Annotated in this window: 18 protein-coding genes; 12 read left to right on the forward strand and 6 right to left on the reverse strand. The window is 38.2% G+C overall.

Going from position 1 to position 21,817, the window contains the following annotated elements:
* Positions 1 to 57: 57 nt before the first annotated feature.
* The 6 genes from BN3282_RS05855 to BN3282_RS05880 form a co-directional block, all read right to left on the reverse strand.
* Positions 58 to 1,452, reverse strand: coding sequence for an FtsK/SpoIIIE domain-containing protein (locus BN3282_RS05855; protein WP_008787614.1), 1,395 nt, complete (start codon positions 1,450 to 1,452; stop codon positions 58 to 60).
* A 68-nt stretch (positions 1,453 to 1,520) separates the two neighbouring features.
* Positions 1,521 to 1,724, reverse strand: coding sequence for a helix-turn-helix transcriptional regulator (locus BN3282_RS05860; RefSeq protein WP_008787613.1), 204 nt, complete (start codon positions 1,722 to 1,724; stop codon positions 1,521 to 1,523).
* Positions 1,725 to 1,727: 3 nt separating this feature from the next.
* Positions 1,728 to 2,369: a DUF2178 domain-containing protein gene (locus tag BN3282_RS05865; protein ID WP_017143883.1), complete on the reverse strand. Its 642-nt coding sequence runs from the start codon at positions 2,367 to 2,369 to the stop codon at positions 1,728 to 1,730.
* A 116-nt stretch (positions 2,370 to 2,485) separates the two neighbouring features.
* Complete coding sequence (locus BN3282_RS05870) at positions 2,486 to 2,869, reverse strand: YdcP family protein (RefSeq protein WP_008787611.1); 384 nt, start codon at positions 2,867 to 2,869, stop codon at positions 2,486 to 2,488.
* A 15-nt stretch (positions 2,870 to 2,884) separates the two neighbouring features.
* Positions 2,885 to 3,211 carry a YdcP family protein gene (locus tag BN3282_RS05875; protein ID WP_005339720.1) on the reverse strand — a complete coding sequence of 109 codons (327 nt, stop codon included), beginning with the start codon at positions 3,209 to 3,211 and terminating at the stop codon, positions 2,885 to 2,887.
* 234 nt (positions 3,212 to 3,445) lie between these two features.
* Positions 3,446 to 6,499, reverse strand: a complete 3,054-nt coding sequence (locus tag BN3282_RS05880; protein WP_008787610.1) for an SrtB-anchored collagen-binding adhesin — start codon at positions 6,497 to 6,499, stop codon at positions 3,446 to 3,448.
* Between the two features lie 483 nt (positions 6,500 to 6,982).
* Between BN3282_RS05880 and spoIIID the strand changes: the two genes are divergently transcribed.
* The 12 genes from spoIIID (at position 6,983) to cas3 (ending at position 21,804) form a co-directional block, all read left to right on the forward strand.
* Positions 6,983 to 7,246, forward strand: a complete 264-nt coding sequence (gene spoIIID / locus BN3282_RS05885) for a sporulation transcriptional regulator SpoIIID (protein WP_059067406.1) — start codon at positions 6,983 to 6,985, stop codon at positions 7,244 to 7,246.
* Between the two features lie 45 nt (positions 7,247 to 7,291).
* Positions 7,292 to 9,052 (forward strand): sensor histidine kinase, encoded by a 1,761-nt coding sequence (locus BN3282_RS05890; RefSeq protein WP_242866608.1) that lies wholly within the window; start codon positions 7,292 to 7,294, stop codon positions 9,050 to 9,052.
* Positions 9,040 to 10,572: a response regulator gene (locus BN3282_RS05895; protein WP_059067408.1), complete on the forward strand. Its 1,533-nt coding sequence runs from the start codon at positions 9,040 to 9,042 to the stop codon at positions 10,570 to 10,572. Before BN3282_RS05890 ends, BN3282_RS05895 begins: the two co-directional genes overlap by 13 nt.
* 185 nt (positions 10,573 to 10,757) lie before the next feature.
* Entirely contained in the window at positions 10,758 to 10,985 is a 228-nt protein-coding gene (locus BN3282_RS05900; protein ID WP_059067410.1) for an HPr family phosphocarrier protein, read from the forward strand.
* Between the two features lie 103 nt (positions 10,986 to 11,088).
* Positions 11,089 to 12,447: an MATE family efflux transporter gene (locus tag BN3282_RS05905; protein WP_059067412.1), complete on the forward strand. Its 1,359-nt coding sequence runs from the start codon at positions 11,089 to 11,091 to the stop codon at positions 12,445 to 12,447.
* A gap of 175 nt (positions 12,448 to 12,622) precedes the next feature.
* Positions 12,623 to 14,170 (forward strand): glutamine-hydrolyzing GMP synthase, encoded by a 1,548-nt coding sequence (guaA, locus tag BN3282_RS05910; RefSeq protein WP_059067414.1) that lies wholly within the window; start codon positions 12,623 to 12,625, stop codon positions 14,168 to 14,170.
* Between the two features lie 235 nt (positions 14,171 to 14,405).
* Positions 14,406 to 14,645 (forward strand): hypothetical protein, encoded by a 240-nt coding sequence (locus tag BN3282_RS05915; protein ID WP_059067416.1) that lies wholly within the window; start codon positions 14,406 to 14,408, stop codon positions 14,643 to 14,645.
* A gap of 361 nt (positions 14,646 to 15,006) precedes the next feature.
* Positions 15,007 to 15,699 (forward strand): CRISPR-associated endoribonuclease Cas6, encoded by a 693-nt coding sequence (locus BN3282_RS05920; RefSeq protein ID WP_059067418.1) that lies wholly within the window; start codon positions 15,007 to 15,009, stop codon positions 15,697 to 15,699.
* A 12-nt stretch (positions 15,700 to 15,711) separates the two neighbouring features.
* Positions 15,712 to 17,457 (forward strand): hypothetical protein, encoded by a 1,746-nt coding sequence (locus BN3282_RS05925; protein ID WP_059067420.1) that lies wholly within the window; start codon positions 15,712 to 15,714, stop codon positions 17,455 to 17,457.
* Positions 17,458 to 17,459: 2 nt separating this feature from the next.
* A complete protein-coding gene (locus tag BN3282_RS05930; RefSeq protein ID WP_059067422.1) occupies positions 17,460 to 18,377 on the forward strand; it encodes a type I CRISPR-associated protein Cas7 in 918 nt (305 codons plus the stop codon).
* A 3-nt stretch (positions 18,378 to 18,380) separates the two neighbouring features.
* Positions 18,381 to 19,154, forward strand: a complete 774-nt coding sequence (cas5b, locus tag BN3282_RS05935; protein ID WP_059067424.1) for a type I-B CRISPR-associated protein Cas5b — start codon at positions 18,381 to 18,383, stop codon at positions 19,152 to 19,154.
* 85 nt (positions 19,155 to 19,239) lie between these two features.
* Positions 19,240 to 21,804: a CRISPR-associated helicase Cas3' gene (gene cas3, locus BN3282_RS05940; RefSeq protein WP_162858220.1), complete on the forward strand. Its 2,565-nt coding sequence runs from the start codon at positions 19,240 to 19,242 to the stop codon at positions 21,802 to 21,804.
* Positions 21,805 to 21,817 lie beyond the last annotated feature (13 nt).

A 21,817-nucleotide genomic window follows, 5' to 3' on the forward strand; every position in this document is an offset into this window, starting at 1 on the left:
CTGTTAGATACCGAGGGGTTTTACCTGCTGGCGTGGCTTACGCCACACCAGCAACGGCTAGTCCGTGCCGTCGCCTTTCGCTTCGCACGTCGCCGTCCCGTCCTTCCTTGCTTGTGCAAGAGAGCAGATAGTCTGTAAAAAATCATGTCCTTTCGGGACTAAAGGCGTGTAAAATTCACTGATAACACTTGTTCCCACATCACAATAGCCACGCCCCTTGATACGCTTCTGGAAAAATTGCTTTTTCACATCTGAACCGAACAGCATACCGTAACCTAATTCGCTGATACGCCCAAGTCCCACACGGAAATTGAAGTTATCTCTGATACCGTCCGAGAAATACTTTGCGTCTGGACGCTGGCAGGCAACGATAAGGAAATAACCTGCTTGTCGTCCTAACATAACGATTTTCTTTAACTGGCTAAGTAAGCCCACGCTTTCTTTCGTCCCCAGCATTTCAAAAAATGCCACATATTCATCAAAGATAAGAAAGCAGGGAGGCAGTCCAAGATAGGCGTAGTTTTCGCCCGTCTTATAGTTCGGGTGTCGTTTCATTTCCTCGCTTCGTCGTACCATGCCCTCATAAAAGGCATTGACGCAATCTATCATTTCTTCTTTAGTATGGTAGACGTTTGGCATGACTGTTCCCAAGTCCGCAAGGTCGCTGTTCTTTGGGTCTAAAATGTAAAGGACAGCGTTTGTATGCAGTAAGGCTTCAATGAGCGTCAGCAGAAAATAGGTTTTACCGCCACCAGTCCCACCAGCAATCAGAGCGTGAGGGAGTGCGTCATATTCCCAGACAAGATTTTTCATCAGTCTAAGACAGCCATTTTCTGCCCGTACTTCATCAATGGTAATGCGGTTCGCTATCATATCATAAAGCAGGGTATATTCAATATAGCCGTCATGCAGGGTCTTGTCAGTCAGCTCGCAATACAAGCCACTTTCCAGCTTATCCTCTAACCGTAAAAGCTGGTCTTGATATTTTCCCAGCGTGATTTCACAGCGGATATGAAGCAAGCCTTTTTCCATTTGATAATAAATCTTTGGAAACCAGACGATTTTTTCCCTTGATCTGCTTTGCAGGTCAGTAAAAAAACCGCTGTCTTGTACGGTATCGGCTTCATACCACTTGTTTTCCAGTACCATTCTTGCCAGCTTTTGACGGTGCAGGAGCTTCTTGAAACTGTCGTAACAGAAGCGGTAATACCCAAAAGCGACCAATGCACAAACACCAGTCGCTATCAGTATAGTTATGAAGTTGTAAGGGCAAAGCGTCAAGCCGTTCTCTAACAAGCTGAAATGCTCCCAATCGGTACGCATGAGCTGTTTACTATTCAGTAGCAGGAGAACCGCCACGAATACAAACAGAAGCGTTCCTATGGAAAAGTGGTAAACAAGGTGCTTGTCGCTGGCTCTGATACGGTGTCCTTTATTCCAAATCTTACGCATAAAACAATCTCTCCTTTCTGTGTACGAAAAAAGCAGTCAATCCTAAGACTAACTGCTTTAAACTGTCTTTATTCAAAAATAAATATATCTTCTATCGGAGCTTTTACAGCTCTTGAAATATCTATTGCCAATTTAAGTGACGGATTATATTGTGCTTTTTCTAATCTCATAATAGTTTCACGACGAACACCTACAATGTCAGCGAGTTGTTCTTGTGTTAATTCTTGTGCTACACGATATTTTTTTAAATTACATACAAACTTTGCTTCCATAATTTATTCCCTTTTTTCATAACGATATAATAAATAGTTGCTAAGAAAAAGAACAAGAGCATAGATAAGTGAAACAGAAATCAGCATAAACATTGCACACCACTCAACATTACGGGAAAACATACCTATTGCCATAAGCCAGATAACTACAAATAATAGTTTAAAACCTATCTTGTAAGCTTCTAATTGTGCCTTACGTTTATTTTCTTGAAAAAGCTCATCTTCTAAGATATGAGAAAGTTTACCTTCAAAGAAAAAACTGAAAAAACCAAAAAATATGAAAAAAGCAAAAGGAAATATTTCTCCAAATTTATAGTATGTCCAAAATCCGCCAAACCCCAGAAAACCAAACATTCCACAAAATCCCCAGTAAGGAGAAATTGTTCTTGAATATCGTTTTTCCCTGCTGTTTTTTGAAAAGACATTTTTAAAGCAGATAATTACTATATAGATAGCATATAGTGCTATTAAAGCTCCAATTACTAACATAGGAATATCCTTGTAAGAAAATACATATTCCGACATATCCATATTTTTGACCCAGCGTCCATTATTGTATAATAGGGAGTAGATTGTACCAACAATAAGCAATAAAGCACACCCTACCCCCATAAAAATAATTTTTTTAATTTGTTTCTTTGACATATTTATCTCTCCTTTCAAATGAGATGTTTTTGTATCTTTATGAGATAAATATATCACTCCGCATTGTTTGTGTCAATCAAAATTGGTCAATCAAAATTAAGACAAATACATCACTTTTATTTCTTCGGCTGTCCCTGCGTTGTAGGGTTCTGTGGACTGCCTGCGTTCTGGTTGCCTTTATTCTTCAATACAATATCCTCTGCCTTTACATACCAGTCCACATCTGCACCCGTATAAGTCTTTCTTGATACCGTATCGGCTACGGGATTGACAAGCTCCACAACTGCATTGTACGGAAATTCCCTTAACGGTACTTCTGGCGGTACGGACACGGGGATAATTCCACCATGCAGACTGCACTTCAAATCATAGATACGCTTTTTAAGCTGGGTACTCGGTGTCCCGTCCTCATTCTGTAAGAACACATCACGCACCGCTGTAAATTTTAATTCTCCAAATGTTTTCTCTTTGTCAATAACAAACCCGTTTGATAATCTCATAAATTCTTCACTCCTTTACTTTTCTTCAACTGCTACAATATCATCAGCAACTAACACATAATCGGTATGTCCCATATCCCCGATTGCGTAACCTCTGCCGTATAACTTCGGATTGACAAGTTTTACTTTCTGTTCATACTTGAACTTCTTTTCGCCAGCCTGCACGGGAATTTCCACCACAACATTTTCGCCTTTTTGTACGTCAGAATAAAGGTTATAGCTTCGTCTGGCTAAGACCCTGCGGTTATTTTTATCTCTTTCAAAGACTGGCTCACTTTCGCCTGCAAATTCAAGAGTTCCAAAAGACTGTGCCATATCTGGCACGACATATTTCATTTCCATATTGTTTTACCTCGTTTCTTTCTATTTTTGATAAATTGATTGTGATTTCTTATTCTGGCGGTTTGGGAAGTACCAGCAATCCCACCGATAGTAAAGGGTAAAATCAATGCTTACGCACCCTTGACTATCCGTGTTCTTGCAGGTAAGTAGCAGACAAGCCAGAATAAGCGGAAGTCTGCCGTTTGACAGCTTCGGCGGAGAGCGTGATTTTTCTTTCCTCATACCGTTACCGCCTTATGATTTCTTCATTTTACGGCGTTTGTAGAAGAAGATACCTGCCAGCCCAGCACCAGAAGTTAAAAGAAGTGCAAGCAGTCCGTAAAGGTTTGTGTTATCGCCCGTTTTGGGACTGTCGCTAGGTCGGTGTGGCTTCTCTGGTGTCGGCGGTGTTTCGGGTTTCTCTGGTTCTTCTGGGACTTCTGGTTTTTCCTTAAAGGTAATCGTCTGTCCCTCGTCCTCAATGTCTTTATGCTCGGTAACTTTCTTCGGCTCGTCTGGATTGCTTAAATCGTACAATTCTTCAAAAGTTACAAGCTGTTTGCCATCAAGAGAAGTAGCGTCAAAGGTAAAGGCAACTTCCACTTTCATAGTTTCGCTGTCAGCGGTAAATGTATAATCACTTTCCACACGTTTTCCGTCGATAAGAAGCTCTGCATTTTCTTCTTTCAACATCTGCCAGCCTACAAGTTTGTACTGTGTACCGACTTCTAAGCCCTCTAAGGTTACGGTATCAATGATTGTTACCTCTTTTCCAGCTTCAAGTTCTTTGTTGCCGTCCTTATCCGTAGCAGTCGTATGAATTTTGATGATACGTTCTGTAATAAGTACCGTCTGCCCGTCGTCCTCAATGTCTTTGTGTTCCGCAACTTTTACAGGTTCTTTTGGATTGCTCAAATCATACAATTCTTCAAAGGTAACAAGGTTCTTGCCACCTAAAGCAGACGCATTGAATGTATAAGAAATTTCCACTTTCATTTCTTCATCATCAGCGATAAAGGTATAATCGTTTTCTACACGTTTCCCGTCAATGACAAGCTCGGCGTTTTCTTCCTTTAACATCTGCCAGCCTTTGAGCTGATATTTTGTGCCTTTGGTAAGTCCGTCTAATTTGACAGTATCAACGATTGTAACCTCTTTTCCTGCAAGGATTGTCTTTTCGCCGTCCTTGCTGGTCGCTGTGGTATGGATAGAGATTTCTTTTTCGTATTCATCAGTCAAAGTCCCTAAATCAATCACAAGGTTATTTCTTGATACCACGATTTCAAAAGGTGGGATAAGTTTAAAACCTTTGTTGCTGTCGCATTTCATTTCTTCAATGATGTAAGTATCATAAGGCAATGCACCCTTGCTGTCGTCTGGTTCAGAAGTTCCAAACCACACACCGTCCTCGCTGGTCTTGCCTGCGTTGGTATTGTGCTTATGAGAAGCCCAGTCAGCAGAAGTGGAGAATTGCCCGTTATCATCAGTTACTACAACATGACTTTCTCCCGTCGTCTTGCTTGTGATCCGAAACGGAACATCAGCAAGACGCTTGTGTGTGCCTGCACCGATTTTTACGCCCTCAATATCCCCACGCTTAATCTGATTGTAGATAGAATGAGATTCGTCGGTTAAGTCCACGATTTTTCCATTTTCTGTGATTGTAAAATCAATCGGTTTTACACCGTCAGTTAAGTAACCGTCGGGAGCTTCACTTTCAACGATACGGAAGTTTCCATAAGGTAAAAGGTCAGAAGAAGTAGAAGCGACACCCTCAAGGTCTGTATGGATTGTTTTTACCACTTCATTTTTCTTGTATAGCTTGCCCTCAACCAAAACAGAATTATCATTTAAGGAAATGATGTCAAAGGCAGTATCTTTCAAAGTGGCACTTCCTTGTGGCTTCGTATCGCCCGTTTCTAAATCTCGTTTCTGAATTTTCACACCGCCACGGATAATCTTATCTGATACGGAAAACTGGTTACTTCCAGATAATACGGCAAGGTCGCCGTCCTCGGTAATCTGTGTTACATATAAGCCCTTAATCTGTTCGGACTTATCGCCAGCCTGCATATATGCACCATCAAGCAAGTAACCGTTTGGAGCTTTTGTTTCCTCAACGGTTAGTGTTCCTAAAGGAAGAACCGCTTTGCCGTCCTGCATATAGAAACTGTCGCCAGATACCTTGTAAGCGTCCCCTAATTTTGTGATGTAATGGGTTGTCCCGTCGCTGTCTGTTTCGGCGATTGTCTTTGTAACCCATGTACGAGTAGCTTCGGCAGGGAGATTGTCTTTGTTATAGAAGCCAGCATAATACTTCCATGTAAATTCCGCACCTGCTAGAGAAGCGTTCCCCTGCGGATTGTCTTTCTGTGTTTCCATATCAATCTTGAAAAGCTCAATCAAAGTGTCCGTTACTTTTGGTATATCTGATACTTTCAAGGTCGCTGTCTTTCCAGCTTCAACCTTTAAGGAATATACAGTTTTATCTACTTTATATCCTGCTGGTGCAGAAAGTTCCTTGATATAAACTGTGCCAGCCTTTACCTCTACAACATCTGTATTTCCGTTTTCATCAGTCGTAAGGGTGGCAAGCTGTTTCGTGCAGTCCTTATCAGAAAAGACACCATAGGTCGCACCAGCGACAGAGTAATTCCCGTTACCGTCTGTAATACTGGTATTACTGGAAGTCTTTTGCAGTTTCGCATTTCCGACATTTAATTTCGCCCAGAATTGCCCCAATTCCTGCCCCTCGCCAGAGTAGATATAACCGCCACATTCATAGCGTCCTTTGTTTTCTTTAACAAAGGCTTTTGCACCAGAGAAAACTTCGTCCTGCGTAGCTTTTGGAATTTCATCATAAGAAGCTCGCACGTTGTCGCATTGCCAGCCAAGATGTACGCTCAATCTCTGCCAGACCACACATTGTTCCAACAGATAGACTTGCTTGTAGTTCAATTCCTTGTGAGTTTCGCCATACTGTTTGACATACTCTAAGGATAACGCCACATCTGAAATCTGGTCGGCACTCATGCGTGAGCTTGCGTCAGCTCTGGTCTTGTAGCCATTCTTAAAATCTGTATTGATGTCGATACAATAGGCAGTTTCGCCCTCGACTTTCATATAACCCTCATTGAATGTCGAACCGATAGAACCGTCATTCATTACTTTTTCAATGATACCGACACGCTCTGCACTTTCCGTCCAGTATTGCTTACTTTCTGCATGGACGGGTGTAGTCGGTAAAGCAGTAACGACAGTTGCAAGAGCTAAGAAGCCCGTACACAATCGTTTCCATGTCTTTTTCATAAATCTAATGCTCCTTTCATTTTAGGTAATAAAATAGCCGTCCAATAAGAACGGCTGGAAATAGAAAAGGAACGTCATTTTAGGCGTTCCATAGTCTATGAAATATTCAATTTTTTGTTGTTTCAATACGGATGTGCTGTACCATATCTTTGCATATCTAAGAAAACTTGCGTATCAAGGCTCATTCTTTAGTAGTAAATAAGTAGTAAATTGATGTGTTTGTTTTCTTGAAAATGCTGATAGATACTGTGTTTTAGCGGATAATCAGATTTTTATTGTGTTTTTGGTCAAAACATCTCTTCTGCGCATTTTTCCATTTTTTATCTTCCATATGTATAGATTTATCATAATACGCATTTTTATAAATCTACAAGGAAATAATACAATTAACATGTTTCTTTGATCTAGTAAGTTAAAAAGAAGGTCTGCATAAACAAAAATTTGCCTGCATAGATTGTAAAAAACGAGTGTGGGAGAGCATCCTTGAAAGATTACATAGAAGAACGGGCGATGGAAATAGCGAACTATATTATTCAGGAGAAAGCGACAGTAAGGCAGACGGCAAAAAAGTTCGGGATAAGTAAATCTACGGTACATAAAGATGTAACAGAAAGGCTTTTGCTGATCAATCCGCCATTGGCAAAGGAAGCAAGGAAAGTTCTGGATATGAATAAATCGGAACGTCATATACGCGGAGGACTTGCGACTAGAGAAAAATATCTCCACCAGCATGAACTTATGGTATAATGAATACAAGATGTACAGCGGAAACAACAAGGACTGGCTCCGGACATGGCAAAAGCGATGCCGGAGCCGATTTTATATAGTGAAGAAATACAATATAAGAGAAAGGCATGGGGAGGCTCCATGAAAAAGGATAGAACTTTAAGAAAAAGGCTGCTGCGAGGGTTTATCTTTGCGGCGCTGATCCCGGTTATGATTTTTGCACTTTTTTCTCAGATAAATTTTTGGAGAGGAATGAAAGCAGACATGGAGAGGCAGATAAAGCATAATCTGCTGACTTCAGAGCGATGTCTGAATATGATGCTGGATAAATATGGAACACTTATGTATGATTTCAGTACGGATGAAAAGATAACAGAGTCTGTCCGTGTTTTGGCAGAAGGAGAAAATAAGGATAAACGTGAAGCCGTCCAGAGAGAAATGCGCCATATTTGTGTTGGTAACGCAGAAGTAATGGGTATCACTGTTCAAACGGTCAATGGAAACAGAATCTCATATGACCAGTTTAACAATATGAAGGACAGTGATACGTGGCTAAAAAGTACAGGGATTCCTGCGATAGAAGAAAATGAAATTTATTATGGAACAGCAGTTTATATAGCAGAAAGCGGAAAAGAAATTCCCTTATTTGAGATCGCGGCAAATATTATTTCAGGCGGCGAAGTGGTAGGAAAAGTGATTTTTAGTATCCGTGAGAAAGCTGTGCAGGATGCGTTGACAGCGGGGATAGACATAGAAAGCTACCTTTTGGATGGAAAGCAGATCATCAGTGCGGCGGATACATCTTTGATAGGGAAAAAGTTAGAAGATGTGAAGGTGGAAACAAATCGTTATACAGAAAAGGAAAATAAAATGAGCGGTTTTACGATCTGTAATGTACAGCCGCTCTCTGTTTATGATCATATGATAGAGCGACAGATCCTGCTTTTGGTTTGTATTGCGGTTATTGTGACGATTGTTATGTTCCTGCTGATTTCTTTTATGACGAAACCGTATCTGTGGGAGGTAGAAGAGTGGATGTCTGCGATGAACCGTGTAGAAAAGGGAGATTTTTCAGTTAAAATAGCAGGTGGTAAAAAAATGCCTGAGGAGATACAAAAGATAGAGAATGGATTCAATGACATGGTTGCGCATATGGAAGATCTGATGGAACAGGTAAAACAAGCTGTCGTAGAGCAGAAAAATGCGGAATTATATGCATTAGAGGCGCAGATAGATCCGCATTTTCTATACAATACGCTAGATACGATTAATTGGAAGGCGATTGAAAACGGACAGTATGAAATCAGCGAAATGGTAGGTGCTCTGGCAGACATATTGCGATATACGGTATATAATATGGGTGGGACGACGACTGTTTGCCAGGAGTTAGGATGGCTGAATCAATATATTCTTTTGCAGGATGCGAAAAAAGGAAAAAAGATAGAAGTCAGGCTTCGGGTGCCAGAAAAATTTTTAGGATATAAAATCCATAAACTGATTCTGCAGCCACTAGTGGAAAATGCAATCCGCCATGGTTTTACAGGAAAAGAAGAAAAAGATATTCTCGTGATACAGATGAAGGAATCTGAAGATAAGTTACATATTATAATCGGGAACAACGGAGAAACCATCCCTCCAGAGACTTTAGAAAAGTTAAATGATGAAAATACAGAATTAGACGGGCATATGGGGGTTGGAAACGTAAGAAAGCGGTTAAAATTATATTATGGAGAAAAAGCAGCTCTTTATTTTGAAAGTGAAGAAGACAGTTATACCAAAGTACATCTGTTCATACCGGTAAAGGAGGAAAACACATGCGGATCATAATCGTGGAAGATGAACTGCTTATCCGGGAAGGACTGGCAAAACTCCTTGTCAGGATTAATCCGGATTATGAGTTGGTTGGAACAGCCGGAGATGGCATAGAAGGGTATGGACTAATCCGTGACAAGAAGCCCGATCTGGTCATTCTAGATATATATATGCCTAAAATGGGCGGACTGGAAATGCTAAAAAGGATCAGACAGGAAAATATAGAATGCAGATTTTTAGTACTGACAGCACATTCTGATTTTAATTATGCGAAACAGGCAATCGAACTTGGAATTGAAAACTATCTTTTGAAACCGATCAAAGTAGCAGAATTAAAGAAAGCACTCTATCAGATAGAAGAAAAGATGCTGCGCGAGCAAAGTAAGGAGTCGGCATTTTCTCTGGATAACATTTTTATGGGATGTTTAAACGGACAACTTCATCCGACGGATGCTTTTCATCAGATGACAAAGGAAAAGTATGGCTTTACTGTAGAAGAAAATGCCGCCTTGTTTATAGTCTGGATGGGAAACCAATATCATAAACTAAAGCGGGAAGCGAAACTACAAATGGAAAGGGTAGCAGATCATGTGCTGGATTTTTCTATACATAGCGTAGAAGCGGATGCGTGGGACTCTCTGATCATGATCATATATAGAATAACAGACAAAAAGTCAAAATATGAATATTTTCAAAAATCGGTTGTCCCAGTTCTGTGCAGGGCTCTGCAATGTCCCTTGATCTGCATTTGGAGAGAAATGGACCATATGATAAATATGGCAGGAGAATTGCAGATAATACAAAGAGAAAGAGAATGGAATCTTTTGTTTGACCGCGGTGCGTTGATACGTAAAGAGGATATTGACGCGATTCATCCGCTGCCTGTAAAGTATCCTCTTGAACTGGAAGAACAAGGGAAGCAGGCTGTATTAAATAATGATCGGGAGAAAATACGGAAATGCTATTATAAATTATATGATTATCTTCGGAGCGACCCACATGAGCCAAAAGCAATAAAAGAGACGCTTATTCGCTATAATTTATTTATTGTCAATACATATAAGACGATAAAAGAATTGGAATCTGAGCTGGAGATACAGGGAGTCATGGGGAGGATCGCGGATGCGATCAGCTGGGAACAAATACGAAGGGCAATGGAAAAATTTTTCCGGATCCTTCTCCTAGATTCGCAAGAGGAGGAAGGAGACGCCCAGTTAAGTGTACTGGTCAAAAAAGCAAAAAAACTGATGAGGCGATACTATGATCAAGGAATTACACTGGAGGAGATCGCTGACCGTCTGTTTGTATCAGAAGAATATTTAAGTCAGCAGCTGAAAAAGGAAACAGGTGTAAGTTTCAGTGAGACGATGCGAAAATACAGGATAGAGAAAGTAAAACAGCTTCTTTTGAATACGCATTTGAAATTGAATCAGATTGCAGAGCTTGCGGGATATTCAGATCCTAAATATATGAGCAGGGTGTTTAAAGAGGAGGTAGGAGTGCTCCCAAATGAATTTCGAAAGTTAGTTCATTAAAAATTTCCCCCTTTTTTAGAAATTTCTTCCTTTTCATTAGCGAATTATGTGCTATGATACGAAAGACTTCAAAGAGATAACAGAATATGTACCTTGCCGGACGAATTCCGTCTGCCTGAAAGGCATGTATTACGAGGCGCCGGAAGGGTATACTATAGGAGAAGTGAAAAAGAGGAGAGATGATCATGTGTGAAATGAAAATTACATTTAAAAATCCAGAGGAAATTCTTGATTTTGTAAACACAGTTTCCAAATATGATTTTGATATGGATCTGAAGAAGGGCAGAGTTGTTGTAGATGCAAAGTCTTTACTAGGTATTATGCATCTTGGGATCAATAATATAATCGAATTGCAGGTCTATGAGGATAATTGTGAAGAACTAACACAAGAGATTTCCAAGTATGCTGCATAGGACTGCTTGTTTGATAAAACTTCCCGGCGTATAATATACGTTGGGAAGTTTTATTCTGCTTAAGAAGTTTTTTGATCGTCTAAAGAAGGAAGGGTGGGAGGATATGGTAAAATATAAAATAGAGAAAGAGCGGCTTTTATTTGATAATAAAGCATTGGCGGCACTGATCATCCCATTGATCATAGAACAGCTTTTGGCTGTGTTTGTTGGGATGGCAGATTCGATCATGGTTGCCAGTGTAGGAGAGGCAGCTGTATCGGGAGTGTCGCTGGTGGATAATATTATGATATTATTCATCAATGCGTTTGCTGCTCTTGCTACAGGTGGAGCGGTTATTGCGGGTCAGTACTTGGGACAGAAAAATGAAAAGGAATCTTGTAAAGCTGCGACGCAGATGATATGGTTTATCACAATATTGTCGCTTATTATCATGGGATGCCTCTATTTGGCAAAGTGGTTTATCCTGCATGTAGTGTTTGGACAGATCGATGCAGATGTAATGACCCATGCAAATACATATCTATTGATCGTGACGGCATCGATCCCGTTTATTGCGCTGTATAATGGCGGCGCAGCTATTTTCAGAGTAATGGGGAATTCTAAAGTTTCTATGCAAGTATCTATTATTATGAATGTGATCAATGTGACGGGAAATGCAGTTTTGATCTTTGGTTTTCACAGGGGAACAGAAGGTGTCGCGATTCCTACATTAGTTTCACGAATTATTGCAGCAGTATTGATCATCGGTTTGTTGGCACAGGAGAAAAGAATCATTCATATAGAGAAATCTCTACGGTACAGACCTGATTGGAGGATGATAAAAAGGGTTCTGGGAATTGGTATTCCAAACGGATTGGAAAACAGTATGTTCCAGCTGGGGAAAATTATTGTGTTGAGTCTGGTCTCTACTTTTGGCACATACGCAATCGCAGCTAATGCGGTGAGTAACGCAGTGGCAAATTTTCAGATCCTTCCCGGTATGGCAATTAATCTGGCTATTACAGCCGTAATTGCACGATGTGTCGGAGCGGGAGATTATGAACAGGTGCAATATTTTACAAAAAAATTGATAAAATTGGCGTATTTGTGTATGTGGGCGGTAAATATCCTGATTTTCTTTTTGCTTCCGCTGATCTTATGGGCATATAATCTGTCAGATATTACGGCAGAGATGACACGAAAGATTTTATATTTTCATAGTATAAGCTGTATGCTTATATGGCCAATATCATTCTCTTTGCCGTCAACACTGCGGGCTGCAGGGGATGCGGCGGTAACAATGGTGATTGCTTTGGTATCTATGTGGATCTTCAGAATCGTATTCAGCTATGTATTGGGAGGCTATCTGAAGATGGGGGTATTTGGTATCTGGGTTGCTATGGTAATTGACTGGTGCGTCCGTTCTATATGCATGAGTATTCGGTACAAGAGCGGTAAATGGAAATTGATCCGGAGTATTTGATGGTTGATGTGAAGTGTTTAATATAGGCAGGGGTTTGGGAAAATGCTTGTAAAAGCAGAAAGTCTCACTTATAATAAAGACGTATACCGTTGGCGGAAATAGGGAATATATGGATATAGACAGTAAGATGCCGACAGGGAACAAAAGAAAATAGTAGGATAACGGGAGGGAAACCGTGAAAAATGAATTAGTGATTGTTCTTGATTTTGGCGGACAGTATAATCAGCTGGTTGCAAGGCGTGTCAGGGAATGTAAGGTGTATTGTGAAATATATTCATACAAGACCGATATTCAGAAAATCAAAGAAATGAATCCGAAAGGAATTATCCTGACAGGAGGGCCAAATAGTTGTTATGAGGCAGATTCACCGACATACTCAGAAGAGTTATTTAAATTGGGTATACCGGTCCTGGGTCTGTGCTATGGCGCGCAGCTTATGACGCATGTACTGGGCGGTGAAGTGAAGAGGGCAGATGTACGCGAGTATGGAAAAACAGAAGTGCTTATTGACAAAAAGCAGTCTAAAGTGTTCGAGGATGTGGCCTCACAGACTGTTTGCTGGATGAGCCATTTTGACTATATCGCGCAGGTTGCCCCAGGCTTTGAGATTACGGCCCATACGGCGGATTGTCCAGTTGCGGCGGCAGAAAATGAGGCAGAAAAGTTATATGCGATTCAGTTCCATCCGGAAGTGCTGCATACGGCAGAAGGAACAAAGATGATCAATAATTTTGTGAAAAAAGTCTGTGCATGTTCCGGCGATTGGAAAATGGATGCCTTTGTTGAAAATTCTATCAAAGAGATCCGTGCCAAGGTGGGGGACGGAAAAGTCCTTTGTGCATTGTCAGGCGGTGTGGATTCTTCTGTGGCTGCCGTTATGTTGTCTAAGGCGATTGGAAATCAGTTGACATGTGTCTTTGTCGACCACGGTCTTTTGCGAAAAAATGAAGGTGATGAAGTAGAGGCTGTGTTCGGACCGGACGGACCGTATGATTTGAACTTTATCCGTGTGAATGCCCAGGAGCGTTTCTATGGAAAGCTAAAGGGTGTGGAAGAACCGGAGAAAAAGCGGAAGATCATAGGGGAAGAATTTATCCGTGTGTTTGAAGAAGAAGCAAAGAAAATCGGCGCAGTAGATTTCCTTGTACAGGGAACCATTTATCCAGATGTTGTAGAAAGTGGTCTGGGAGGAGAATCCGCTGTGATTAAATCTCACCACAATGTTGGGGGATTACCGGATTATGTGGATTTCAAAGAAATCATCGAGCCGTTGCGTGATTTGTTCAAAGATGAGGTTCGTAAAGCCGGACTGGAAATGGGAATTCCGGAACATCTTGTATTTCGTCAGCCGTTCCCAGGTCCCGGACTTGGTATCCGTATCATCGGAGAAGTGACGGCAGAGAAGGTGAAAATGGTACAGGATGCAGATGCTATCTATCGTGAGGAAATTGCAAATGCAGGGCTGGACAGAAGCGTCGGCCAGTATTTTGCGGGGCTTACAAATATGAGAAGTGTGGGCGTCATGGGGGACGAAAGGACCTATGACTACGCAGTGGCATTAAGAGCTGTAAATACAGTAGACTTTATGACGGCAGAAGCGGCGGAGATACCGTTTGAAGTGTTGAATAAAGTCATGAGCAGGATCATAAATGAAGTGCGTGGTGTGAATAGAGTTATGTATGACTTGACGAGTAAACCACCAGGAACGATAGAGTTTGAATAATTTTGTGCAAACAGCATATAATTTTAATGGATAGTTCTATTGACTTTCCGCTTTGTACTTGTTAGTATATTAGTACAAAGAAAGTTTACCACTGACCGATATGTGGTATATAAATGGTCGGGTTGTAAGTTTACCGCTGACCGATATGCGGTATATAAATGGTTGGGTTGTAAGTATAGTCCTTCGCCGACAGGCGAGGGACTTTTTTCACATTTCCGCAGAAAGGGTGGAATGAATGAAGAAAATAGGATTTTATATTCAAAAGAACAGATTTTTGAAGATGTGCCGGATCCATACCCCAGGGGAATTAGCAGACAATAGACAGCATTATTATTGTCTCGAGGATAAAAAGGATGTATGTAGAGGCCATATCGTCCAGGAGGAAACGTATCTTTACGGTGGAAGTGATGAACTGCATGAGGACATCATAATAAATATGGCTGTACATGAAAAGAGTTTAAGAATATGTTTTTAGGGTGGTAAATTAGAGCAGAATATGCTAGGCTATGAAAGGAAGAAAGATAAGATATGTTACAGGGCATATGCCAGTGTATTTATTTTTGCTGGGTGATAAATAAAAACATGAGATGTATTTAAATATAATAAGTGATAAATATTTAGTATTGTTGATGAATAGAAACATAAGATGTAGCAAGAAGAAAAGATTTTTTGTTCAGATAGATATGAATACAAGAAGGTTTTATATAAAATATTATTATTCAATAATAAGTGATAAAATTTAGTAATAAAATCATTGACAAAGAACTATGGAAGGAATATAGTAATATTAGAAAAGAGATTTGAAGCGAAAGAATAACAAGAAAGGGGAAATGTAGGTGAAAGTCTTTGAAATAAAGCTCAAGGTATTTTTACTTCAGGATATTGAAGTGAAATATACACAGACAAAAATAGCAGAGTTTATTGATAAGGGATTTTTAGGGAATGGAGAATTGGCAAAATTTCATGAAGAAAACAAATTTAAAAATTATAGTTTTAATTTGCCGTTTCCCTTGGAAAAGGATCAAATATATAAGAAAGGGGGGATCTATAATATAATTATTCGAACGATTGATGATCAGCTTGCCAGATATTTTAGTGAAGTATATGCGAATATTTATACAGAGGCTATGAAGGGGTTAACAACGGAAATACGTATCATTCCACAAAAACAGATAGAATGTTTATATACATTGCTGCCGGCGATTTTAAAAGATGAACGAGGATATTGGAGGAGTTATATGGATTTATCTGAATATGGTGATCGGATAAAGGTGAATTTGATTAAGAAATGGAATCAGTTTGAGCATGAAAAATTGGATGAAGAGTTCCCATTGTATTCATTGATCGAGTTTTCTAATAAAGTACCAGTGGCAATGGAATATAAAAATATCAGATTACTTGGGGATAAATTCTGTATTCATATTACGGATCACCCAACAGCACAGCAGCTTGCATATATGGCTATAGGAACGGGTGTTTTAGAGATGAACAGTCGGGGGGCAGGGTTCGTGAATTACAGATGGTTGTAAGAGGAGGCTCTTATGTTAAAGGAATGTTTAGAGGTATTTGGAGAAGTATTAGAACAAGGACGACAGAACGGAAAAGATATTATCCTGGATTCTTATATACCTGCAGATGGAACATATATTTTTGTGGATCGGCAGGGAAATATAAAAGATAGTATAGAAATCAAATTGAATAAGAAAACGAGAGAGATTGAGACGAATAATACGGATATAAAAGAATTGTGTTTTTACGATTATCATAGTCAATTAGTTTCTATGAATAAGCCGGTAGATGGGAAAAAGGTAATTCATTCTAATAATTTTTATTCATTTTTTGTAAAAAAGGACAGCATTGTTACAAAGAAATTAACGGAAGCGATTATAGACGGGTATTATGAAGTATTAAAAGATCCTTTGAAAAAGAAGTATCAAAAATCAAAAGAAGCAAGCAAGATATATGAGCTTTTTGAAGCATCTGAGGGTGGTGTTTCGACAGATGAGTTGGAAAAAAATAGACAGTGGATCAAAAGTCATATTTTTGATTTAGATGAGGTGGATTTGAGCAGAAAAGATTATTTAAAAATCTTTTTTGAGACGGAACATGAAAATGTTGAGCGTGAGGAAAGAAGATATTTGCTGCCCAATATTTACAATAATAATGAGTATAACGTAGAAGTCGGGGACAGTATTTATGGACTTCCGGATAATAATCAAGGAATGAATGCGAAAAAGCCATATCTTGCTGCAAAAACAAGAAAAATTCCAGTATCATATTTATTGAATGGTGAAGAGGTAATGCTGCAGAGACTATTTTTTGATTATTTGATGAATCTAGCCTCAGCAGGGAAATGTGATGTGTACATAGATACTGTGAAAAGAAAAATTCGAGCATATGCCCAGTCGGAAGAACCACAGGATGTAGAAGCGGGATATTATTTAAGAATTAAAAAAGGAAAAGAGCTGGAAATCCAAAAACAGGATAATATTCCCGGGTTTCATCAAATTCTAAAGGAACCGTTTGATTTTTTTAATGTCAGTGGATGTAGGCATACAAAACATCCGGAATATCAGGATAAATATAAACGATATTATACGCGAGAGGAAATTGGAAAAATAATTCATGAAGTTTTTTTCTCAAACTATCTTGAAAGTAATTATCATGTTGATATTAGCGATATAAAGATAAAAGACGAAATATTAAAAAACTGTATTATAATATCAAAAGATACTATTTTCGCATGGGTCAGACTGGGGATTGATCAAGGCTTTTTTAGGATGCTTGAAAAGGTATCACTTGATTTGATAAAAAATACGGTTGTAGATGGATATAGAGAAAGAGCTTCATGGCAGTTAAATCTGCGTTGGTCGTTTGAAAATTATTTTTTGGAAGGAGAAGAAGAGATGGTGGAAAGAAAACGTGAACTGGTGTCTAGTGTAAAAAGAAAAGTTTTTGAAGAAAAAGATAACTGGATTGAAAATGATGAAGAATATTATTATGCAGTGGGACAGATGACAGCATATTTGATTTCTTTAAGTAAATCAAAAAACAAAAAGGAGGCTTTGATCAATCCAATTTTAAATGCGAAAAAAGATGAAGTTCTTAAGATGAAACTCGTGCAGTTGTATAAAAAATACAATCATGCAATTCCGTTCGGGATGAAACGCGTGAATCGCTTATTAGCAATGATAGAAGAGTATGTTCCAAGTGGAAATGTAAGTCAGGATATGGTCATTTTTGGGTATGTCAGTGATAATATTATCTATATGAAGGAGGAAAAATAGTTATGAATAAGAGAGTGTATGGTGTGTTGGGAATTTCATCGCTTATGGCAAATTGGAATGCAGATTTTTCTGGATTTCCGAAGACAACGAGTGACGGGGATGTATTTGGAAGTGATAAGGCATTAAAATATCCAATGAAAAAAATGTGGGATAACGAAGGGAAAAAGGTTTTATATATCAAGTCTATGAAATTATCAGAACCAAGTAAGAAGGGAGAGATCTCACTCATTCCGAAATCTTTAAGAGAGCGGTATGAATTTTTATATGGAGCAAGTGATTTGAAAGATGTAACCGTTGTCTTGAAAAATTTAATGAATTGTGTAGATGTGAAGAATTTTGGGGCAACTTTTGCGGAGGCAGGAAGTAATATTTCTATTACAGGGGCTGTTCAGATTGGACAAGGATTCAATAAGTATGAGGGGACAAATCCGGAAGAACAGCAGATTTTATCTCCATTTAGAAATGAGGAAGACGATAAAAATTCTACGCTCGGAACCAAAATTGTGAGTAATGAAGCTCATTATTTTTATCCATTTGTGATTAATCCGATGACATATAAAGAATTAGTAGAATTAGGAGTTACGGAAGGGTATACGGAAGAGGATTATCAGAACTTTAAACGTACAGCAATTGTATCTGCAACATCATTTGCAACGAATTCAAAAGTAGGATGTGAAAATGAATTTGCCTTGTTTGTAGAAACGAAAACGGATACATATTTGCCTAATTTATCTGAATATATCCGTTTTGAAAAAGGAACAGAGAAAAATGTGATAAAAATAGAATGTGCAGGTCTGCTCGAAGAATTGAGAGAACAGATTGATCGTATTGAAGTATATTACAATCCATATACCACTGTCTTGGAAGGAGTCTCTGACAACATGAAGTTATATGATATTCGTACGCAAAAAGAGGTGTAATGAATGGAAATACTTAGATTTCTTTTAAGTGGGAAAAGTGCCTTTTTTAAGAAACCGGAAGTGAATACATATTATTATTTCACATATGGAAATATTCATAAAGTAGCGTTACTTGGAATTTTCGGTGCTATATTAGGGTATGGTGGGTATACCCAGATGAAAGGATTTGAACGGGAGAAAAAGCAGCAGGAGTTAACGGAATCTTATCCGGAATTTTATGAAAAATTGAGGACTCTACAACTTTCCATCTTGCCGAAGAAGGAAAATGGCTGTATTTCAAAAAAGGTTCAGATATTTAATAATTCGGTTGGATATGCATCGAAAGAACAGGGTGGAAATCTGGTTGTAAAAGAACAGTGGTTGGAAAATCCGGAGTGGGAAATATGTCTTTTAATAAATTCAGAAGAGGCTAAAAAAATCAAAGAGGCAATATGTGGAAGAAAATGTATCTATTATCCCTATCTTGGAAAAAATGATCATCCGGCCAGTATCGATGAAGTGATTGTAGAAGATGCAAAAAGGTGTGAATTTGATATGGGGCGATTGGATTGTTTTTCTCCGGAAGAATTTATTACTATAGCAGACCTAGATTTTGATGAAAAAGAAGACCTGGATTTATTTGGCTCGTTCCAATATAAAGAGGCGCTTCCGTATGGATTAGATAGTCTTACCAATCTTTATCAGTTGAAAAATTTTTTATACACAGACGAGGTTGTGAATGTGAAAAATAAAGAAGTGTATGAGCTGAGTGATGGTAAGAAGATCCTCTTTTATTGAGAATAAAAACAGATGAAGAAGGATAGTGAAAGAAGACCTGAAATAATTGATACGGGTCTTCTTTTTGCAAAAAGGAGAAGATGGAGTGGAAGATATATATAGATTTATAAAAGAAATAGACAAATATCAGGCACATATTGTAGAGGATGAAGATAAAAAGATTGTCAGGCGAGAGTTATTAACAGAACATATTGATTGTACAGTGAAATATTTTGAGACATTAGCAGAAGAAAAACAATTGGATAAGACAATCGATAAATTTGTGAAAGTGATGTTTGGAAAACTTTCGGAAGAAGGGAAAATTTTTTTATGGGAAATGATAAGAGGAATTCCGGTGTTTCATGATGTGGGGAAAATAAATCCGGATTTTCAAAAGCAGGCAATGAAGAATGAAAAGATTACAGAAGATAATATGTTTTATCATATTGGAAAAAGACATTCTTTAATATCAGCGGTTATGTATATTGATTATTATATCCAGGAATTAAAAAAGGAAGTAAAAGAAAGAGAAGATAAAGAAAAACTTCGTCCGTTTATTATTTGTCATGCTTATATAATTGCGCAGCATCATAGCGATCTTAAAAATTTTCAAGAATTTGTTACTTCGCTTACAGAAAAAGAAGGGAAGGATGTAATAGATATATTTTTGGAAGGTAAATGCGAATCTTATTTAAGACCGTTTAAATTAACGGAGAAGGTACTGGAAAATATTAAAAAGTGTTCAGATGAGGTTAAGAGAAGCAGAGAGGAAAATATAGCGCTGTATGCTTATATACGACTATTATATTCTTTTTTAGTGGCAAGCGACTATTATGCGACAACGGAATTTATGGTACAAGAGGAAATAAAGCAATTTGGGAGCTTGGATAATATTCAGGAGTGGATAGAGATTTATGAAAATACAAAAATAATGAAAAGTGTAAGGGCTTATCAGAGAGAACAGTATCCAAAAGATATAGAAAAAATCGGTAAAGAAGATATCAATGATCTTAGGACAGAAATTTTGACTGATGCAGAGATAACATTATCTGAAAGTAGAGGGAATTCATTATTTTATCTGGAAGCACCTACCGGAAGTGGGAAAAGCAATACGGCAATGGATCTTAGTTTTCAGATAATAAAGAATCATAAGGAATTACGGAAATTGTATTATATTTATCCGTTCAATACGCTTGTAGAACAGAATATGGAAAATCTGAAAAAAGTCTTTGGCGATAAGGATGAGATTTTGGAACAAATTGCAGTTGTAAATTCACTGACGCCGATTAAGATGACACAAAAGGCAAAAGAAAGGGAAGAAGAAACAGAACAGACTTGTTATTATCAGAAAGCGTTATTGGACAGGCAGTTTTTAAATTATCCTATGATCCTTAGTACACATGTCAGTTTATTTGATACCATGTTTGGAGATACAAGGGAATCTGCGTTCGGATTTCAACAACTTATGAATAGTGTGATTGTTCTGGATGAAATTCAAAGTTATAAAAACAGAATTTGGGGGGAAATCATTTGTTTTTTAAAGGCGTTTGCGGAATTATTAAATATGAAAATTATTATCATGTCAGCAACGCTGCCTGATTTGGATATATTGTCCGGAAATGTAGACTATACAGTGCGATTGATGAAAAATAGAGAAAAGTATTTTTCACATGCGTGTTTTAAAAATCGAGTTACTATATCGTATGAATTGTTAGATTCTGAAGATATAAAAGCAGATTTAATAGAGCATATTTTGAAAAAAGCTGCTGAAAAGAAAAAAATCTTGGTAGAGTTTATAAAAAAGGAATCGGCCTCTACGTTTTTTGAAATGATAAAAAGAAGAGAAGATGTGTTTTGCGATGTGGAATATATGTCAGGCGAAGATAGTATTATGGAGCGAAGCAGAATATTGCAGAGCGTAAAAGAATGTAAAGAAGGAATTATTTTAGTTGCGACACAAGTAGTGGAAGCCGGTGTAGATATTGATATGGATATAGGATATAAAAATATATCAAAATTGGATAGTGAGGAACAATTCATGGGAAGAATTAACCGCTCCTGTCTGCGAAGCGGCGAAGTATATTTCTTCCGGTTGGATGATTCTAAGAAAATATATCGAGATGGGGATGTCAGAGTTGATGATAGATTAACAGTAAAAAATCCTGAAATGAGAAATATTTTAGTATCTAAGCAATTTTCGGTGTACTATCAAAAGGTTTTGGATGTTTTAAAAAGAAATGTAAATGATCTATCAGACGATAGAGGATTAGAAGGGTTTTTTGAAAATGACGTTGGAATGTTAAACTGGCCAAAGATAAGAGAGAGAATGGAACTGATAGAAGAAAATAAATGGAATATGCCGGTATATTTGGCAAGAGAAATCGATGATGCAGTAGAAGGAAAGCTGGATGGAAAACAATTATGGAAGGAATACGTGGGACTTTTGAATGATTTTTCCATGGAGTATGCTGAAAAAAGAGTAAAACTTTCATACATTACAAGCAAAATGAATTGTTTTATTTATCAAATAAAACGAAATCCGGATTTATTATATAACGATAAAGTGGGCGAAATATTCTATATAGAAGATGGAGAAAAATATTTCAAAGACGGAAAGCTGGACCGAAAAAAGATTCAAGGAGAAATTGGTGGATTTGTGGATTTCATATAGAAAGCAGAGTGAA

Origin of the sequence: Mediterraneibacter massiliensis (genome assembly GCF_001487105.1) — a bacterium.
Taxonomy (GTDB): Bacteria; Bacillota; Clostridia; order Lachnospirales; family Lachnospiraceae; genus Mediterraneibacter; species Mediterraneibacter massiliensis.

Bases quoted from the DNA above. Each gene is read 5' to 3' on its own strand.
- BN3282_RS05855 (WP_008787614.1), bottom strand. From the start codon at position 1,452: ATGCGTAAGATTTGGAATAAAGGACACCGTATCAGAGCCAGCGACAAG.
- BN3282_RS05860 (WP_008787613.1), bottom strand. From the start codon at position 1,724: ATGGAAGCAAAGTTTGTATGTAATTTAAAAAAATATCGTGTAGCACAA.
- BN3282_RS05865 (WP_017143883.1), bottom strand. From the start codon at position 2,369: ATGTCAAAGAAACAAATTAAAAAAATTATTTTTATGGGGGTAGGGTGT.
- BN3282_RS05870 (WP_008787611.1), bottom strand. From the start codon at position 2,869: ATGAGATTATCAAACGGGTTTGTTATTGACAAAGAGAAAACATTTGGA.
- BN3282_RS05875 (WP_005339720.1), bottom strand. From the start codon at position 3,211: ATGGAAATGAAATATGTCGTGCCAGATATGGCACAGTCTTTTGGAACT.
- BN3282_RS05880 (WP_008787610.1), bottom strand. From the start codon at position 6,499: ATGAAAAAGACATGGAAACGATTGTGTACGGGCTTCTTAGCTCTTGCA.
- BN3282_RS05890 (WP_242866608.1), top strand. From the start codon at position 7,292: ATGGCAAAAGCGATGCCGGAGCCGATTTTATATAGTGAAGAAATACAA.
- BN3282_RS05895 (WP_059067408.1), top strand. From the start codon at position 9,040: ATGCGGATCATAATCGTGGAAGATGAACTGCTTATCCGGGAAGGACTG.
- BN3282_RS05900 (WP_059067410.1), top strand. From the start codon at position 10,758: ATGTGTGAAATGAAAATTACATTTAAAAATCCAGAGGAAATTCTTGAT.
- BN3282_RS05905 (WP_059067412.1), top strand. From the start codon at position 11,089: ATGGTAAAATATAAAATAGAGAAAGAGCGGCTTTTATTTGATAATAAA.
- BN3282_RS05915 (WP_059067416.1), top strand. From the start codon at position 14,406: ATGAAGAAAATAGGATTTTATATTCAAAAGAACAGATTTTTGAAGATG.
- BN3282_RS05925 (WP_059067420.1), top strand. From the start codon at position 15,712: ATGTTAAAGGAATGTTTAGAGGTATTTGGAGAAGTATTAGAACAAGGA.
- BN3282_RS05930 (WP_059067422.1), top strand. From the start codon at position 17,460: ATGAATAAGAGAGTGTATGGTGTGTTGGGAATTTCATCGCTTATGGCA.
- cas5b (WP_059067424.1), top strand. From the start codon at position 18,381: ATGGAAATACTTAGATTTCTTTTAAGTGGGAAAAGTGCCTTTTTTAAG.